Annotated in this window: 5 protein-coding genes and 1 pseudogene; 4 read left to right on the top strand and 2 right to left on the bottom strand. The window is 61.0% G+C overall.

All coding sequences use genetic code 11. The features are described 5' to 3' along the window. Nucleotides 1–194: pseudogene (locus AC6RA8_RS21185) on the bottom strand (NADPH:quinone reductase); the annotation flags it as partial. 80 nt (nt 195–274) lie between these two features. Between AC6RA8_RS21185 and AC6RA8_RS21180 the strand changes: the two are divergent. Next, nucleotides 275–664 (top strand): Rid family hydrolase, encoded by a 390-nt coding sequence (locus AC6RA8_RS21180; RefSeq protein ID WP_500355643.1) that lies wholly within the window; start codon nt 275–277, stop codon nt 662–664. Here the strand turns inward: AC6RA8_RS21180 and AC6RA8_RS21175 are convergent. Continuing rightward, nucleotides 661–1,140 carry an SH3 domain-containing protein gene (locus AC6RA8_RS21175; protein WP_500355641.1) on the bottom strand — a complete coding sequence of 160 codons (480 nt, stop codon included), beginning with the start codon at nt 1,138–1,140 and terminating at the stop codon, nt 661–663. The genes AC6RA8_RS21180 and AC6RA8_RS21175 overlap by 4 nt on opposite strands. 137 nt (nt 1,141–1,277) lie before the next feature. On the opposite strand from AC6RA8_RS21175, the gene AC6RA8_RS21170 reads away from it, so the two are divergent. The 3 genes from AC6RA8_RS21170 to AC6RA8_RS21160 all read left to right on the top strand — a co-directional run. Then, a complete protein-coding gene (locus tag AC6RA8_RS21170) occupies nt 1,278–2,264 on the top strand; it encodes a 2-hydroxyacid dehydrogenase (protein ID WP_500355639.1) in 987 nt (328 codons plus the stop codon). A 71-nt stretch (nt 2,265–2,335) separates the two neighbouring features. After that, a complete protein-coding gene (ggt, locus tag AC6RA8_RS21165) occupies nt 2,336–4,117 on the top strand; it encodes a gamma-glutamyltransferase (RefSeq protein ID WP_500355637.1) in 1,782 nt (593 codons plus the stop codon). 26 nt (nt 4,118–4,143) lie between these two features. Then, on the top strand, nt 4,144–4,932 hold a 789-nt coding region (locus AC6RA8_RS21160; RefSeq protein WP_500355635.1), incomplete at its 3' end, for an FAD-binding oxidoreductase.

Here is a 4,932-nt window from a genome sequence, read left to right as displayed (position 1 = left end):
GGGATGATCTGATCAAAGGGCGGCTTTGTTACACCGGGGCGCGTGCCGGACCGCGCTTTGACGTCGGATGGGTTCACACCTGAATAATTCAGCTCGACCAGCACTTCGCCAGCTGCCGGGTTCGGCGTTGGCCCATCAATCAATGTCAGAACATCTGCCGCAGGGCCGAAACGTGAGTATTGAATGGCTTTCATCGGAATGGTCTTCTTGGATACGCGCTGTGCAACGCTTTGAATGCTAAACAAGATGCTGGCAAGAGCAAGGAGAGTTCCAGATGACGCGACAGGTATTGATACCGCCGGGGCTTGAAGATGCTTGTGCTGTCGCAGGCATGTCTCCCGGCGTTGTTTCGTACAATCATGTTTTCATGACGGGTGTCACCGCGGCTGCTGCGGCTGGCACGATGCCCATCTCGGAGGAGGCGCAATTCAACGCCTGTTTCACCAAGATCGCTGAGGTGCTAGCGCAAGCCAACCTGGCGCTGGATGCTATTGTTGAGATGACCAGCTACCACGTCGGGCTGCGCGCCCATTTCGATTTGTTTGATACTGTAAGGCGGACACATCTGTCCGAGCCCTATCCCGCATGGACGGCGGTTGAAGTGGCAGGTTTACGGCGCGAAGGGGCCGTCGTGGAAATCAGGGTTGTGGCCGCACTTGGCTAGTCGCGCAACTCGTCGATCGCAACGCCCCAGAGGCGCGCCTTGGGAGCCCACCCGCGATACCCACCCGAACTCAGGCGGCACCACTCAGGTCCGCACTTGCCCAAGCGGGCAACCACACCGGCCTCCAGCGCAGCAGTCACGGGTGCATTGGCGTCAGGTTTCGTGCGCAGGGTCAGCATATCCTGTTCGACGATGACTGTGCGTGTGCCTGAGAGCAGCGAGTAGTGTACCCAGCCGCCCATGCCATCGCGGTCTTCGACCCGGCGCCAATGTCCATGTTCGGCTGTGATGCGCAGGGGCATGTCGCGGCGCTTGAACACCCAGTCGATCCGGTGCGTCAGGGAAGGACCACGGCGCACGTTGCCTTCCGCGGCTTTCATCGACACGAAGCGGGGCAGGGGCAGGTTCGTCACAGGACCCGTGTCTCGTGCCATCACAGGTAGGGTTAGCCCCAGTACCAAAAGAATCGATAGCATAAACCGCCAAACCGCAATCATCGGGAACTTTCCGCTCGTCACTCGCCTTTTGATGTGGCCGGGGTTCTTGTGCCTCGTGCTCACATCCGCCACCATGCCAAAGATAGGACGCAAGGCCAAGCACCGGGGAGGGCGCAATGCCAAAGGAACGTCTGAGTGTTGTCGTGACGCGACGGTTGCCCGCCGAGGTTGAGACCCGGCTGAGTGAACTGTTCGATGTCACCCTGCGTGACAGCGACGTCCCCATGACCCGTGCAGAGCTGGTCGAGGCGATGAAAGCTGCAGATGTTCTGGTGCCAACGATCACGGACACCGTGGATGGCGCGATGATCGGACAGGCCGGTGAGCGCCTGAAGCTGATCGCAAACTATGGTGCAGGTGTTGATAATATTGACGTCTCAACGGCGCGGCAGCGCGGTATTTTGGTGTCAAACACGCCCGGCGTGCTGACAGATGATACAGCCGACATGACCATGGGCCTGATCCTGGCCGTGACCCGTCGCCTGCCCGAAGGGCTGGCCGCGATGCAATCGGGCAATTGGGACGGTTGGGCGCCCACCGCGTTCCTTGGTGGCCGGGTCGCCGGACGCAGGCTTGGAATCCTTGGCATGGGCCGCATCGGACAGGCGGTTGCCCGCCGAGCGGCGGCCTTCGGCATGCAGGTGCACTATCACAACCGCCGCCGTCTGCGGCCCGAGATCGAAGAAGATTTGCAGGCCACATGGTGGGAAAGTCTGGATCAGATGGTGGCCCGTATGGATGTGATCAGCGTCAACTGCCCGCACACACCCTCCACCTTTCACCTGATGAACGCACGCCGTTTGAAGTTGATGAAACCGGACGCCGTGATCGTAAATACGTCGCGCGGCGAGGTCATTGACGAAAATGCGCTGACCCGCATGTTGCGTGCGGGCGAGATCGCGGGAGCGGGTCTTGATGTCTATGAAAACGGGACCGAGGTGAACCCGCGCCTGCGCGAACTGAACAATGTTGTGCTGCTGCCTCATATGGGCTCGGCCACACGGGAAAGCCGGATCGAGATGGGGGAAAAGGTTATTATCAACATCAAGACCTTTGATGATGGCCACCGCCCGCCGGATCAGGTTGTGCCATCCATGCTGTGATACGCCGGGCGGCTTGGCTGCCCGGTTTCGACGTCTGATTTGACCTGCCTGCCGCGCCAAAGGAGGATCCCATGCGCTTTTCCATGACCGTTGCCTTTACCCTGATCGCAGGGGCCGCTTTGGCCCAGCAAACGGCAGATGCCGTGCAGCCCGAGGGCGGGACAGATGGTTCGGCGGTCGCGACGACCGAAGCCGTGGCCGCAGCACAGGCGGCCAAGGATGCAGGCCAGCCGGTTGAGGCGCAAAGCTACATGGTGGCCGCTGCCAACCCGCTGGCTGTGCAGGCTGGTGTTGAAGTGTTGGCCAAGGGCGGTACCGCCGCGGATGCCCTTGTTGCGGTACAGGTCGTGCTTGGTCTGGTCGAGCCGCAATCATCAGGTCTGGGCGGTGGTGCGTTCCTTGTCTGGTATGATGCGGAAACGCAGGAATTGACGACTCTTGATGGGCGTGAAACGGCACCGCTGGCAGCCACGCCGCAATTGTTCCAGACCGAGGATGGTGAGCCGATGGGCTTCTTCGATGCTGTGGTCGGCGGACGGTCCGTCGGTACGCCAGGCACACCGGCACTGTTGGAAGAGGCGCATCGGCGCTGGGGCAGTCAACCGTGGCCTACCCTTTTTGATGCAGGGATTAATCTGGCCGAGGATGGGTTCGAAGTGTCGCCACGCCTCGCTGGTCTGGTCGAGCGAGATGCAGAACGCCTGGGCCGCTTTCCTGTGACCGCTGACTACTTCCTGCCAGACGGGGTACCATTGAACGTGGGCGCAGTGCTACAGAATCCGGAATATGCCGAGACCTTGCGGGTTTTGGCGGCTGAAGGTGCCGATGCGTTCTACACCGGCAAGATTGCGCAGGACATCATGGCGACGGTGCAATTTGCACCGGGCAATCCGGGCGTTCTGTCCGAGCTTGATCTTGCGGTCTACCAGGTCAAGGAACGGGCTCCGGTCTGTGTCAGTTACCGCGCACATGATGTCTGCGGGATGGGGCCGCCCTCGTCCGGGGCGCTGACTGTGGGGCAGATCCTTGGAATGCTGGACAGTTACGATTTGGAAGCGCTGGGGGCGGAGAACCCTGAGAGCTGGCGTCTCATCGGGGATGCGTCGCGCCTCGCCTTCGCGGATCGAGGGCGGTACATGGCCGACAGTGATTTTGTACCGATGCCAACCGCCGGTCTGGTTGATCCCGCATATCTTGCCGACCGCGCGGGTCAACTGGGCGGAGACACGGCGCTGGCCGAAGTCACCCCGGGCAATCCGGCCTTTGACCACGCCAGCAACTGGGCGGATGACCAAAGCCTCGAACTGCCTTCGACATCGCATATCTCGATCGTGGATGCCTATGGCAATGTCGCTTCTATGACGACCACCATCGAAAACGCATTCGGGTCGCGGCTGATGGTTCATGGCTTCCTGCTGAACAACGAACTCACTGATTTCAGCTTCAGCACCCATGTGGACGGCGTGCCGATCGCTAACGCTCTGGCACCGGGCAAGCGCCCCCGCTCATCCATGTCCCCCACAATCGTGATGCAAGACGGTGCACCGGTTCTGGCCATCGGCTCACCCGGTGGCAGTCGCATCATCGGCTACACAGCCAAATCGATCATCGCGTGGATGGATTGGGGTATGGACGTGCAGCAGGCGATCAGCCTACCCCATGCCGTGAACCGCTTTGGGACATATGATTTTGAAGAAGGTACGTCGGCCGCCGATCTTGCGCTCGCCATGGAAGCGCTTGGCTTCGAAGTGAATGTGCGTGGGTTGAATTCCGGTCTCCATGCGATTGAGATTGGTGAAACACTGCTGGGTGGGGCGGACCCGCGCCGCGAAGGAATTGCGCTGGGCGACTGACGACCGGCGACAAGGGGAGAACACACATGCCGCAGGCCATTGATCTGCCACGCAACGAAGAGGGGATTGCCACAGCGCTTGGCATTCTCAAGCAGCAATTCGGCGATCGATTCCACACAGGCCAGGCGATGCGCGACCAGCACGCGCATACGACCACTTGGATTCGCGGGCAAGCCCCGGATGCGGTGGTGTTCCCGACCTCGACCAAGGAAGTGTCTGACATCATCAAGGTCTGTGCGACGCACCAGGTGCCGGTGATCCCCTTTGGCACCGGCACGTCGCTGGAAGGGCATGTGAATGCGCCTGCGGGTGGGGTGTCTGTGGACCTGACACAGATGGATCAGATTCTGGCCGTCAACGCCGAAGATCTCGATTGCGTTGTGCAGCCGGGCGTGACGCGCGAGCAGTTGAACACCTATCTGCGGGACCGTGGGCTGTTCTTTCCCATCGATCCTGGCGCCAATGCCTCGCTTGGGGGCATGGCGTCCACGCGTGCGTCGGGCACCAACGCGGTGCGCTACGGCACGATGAAAGACAACGTGCTGGCGCTTGAGGCCGTGATGGCCGACGGTCGGGTGATCCGAACCGCGCAGCGCGCGAAAAAGACCAGCGCCGGTTATGACATGACCCGGCTGCTGATCGGATCCGAGGGCACGCTGGGCCTGATCACCGAGATCGCGCTGAAACTGCAGGGTATTCCCGAGGCCATTTCTGCAGCCCGTATGTCCTTTCCCTCCATCGATGCGGCTTGTCAGGCCGTGATGACGACGATCCAATACGGCATCCCCGTCGCCCGGATCGAGTTGATGGACGCC

The organism is Tateyamaria sp. (genome assembly GCF_059783535.1).
This window is presented reverse-complemented; position numbering and strand designations above follow the sequence as displayed.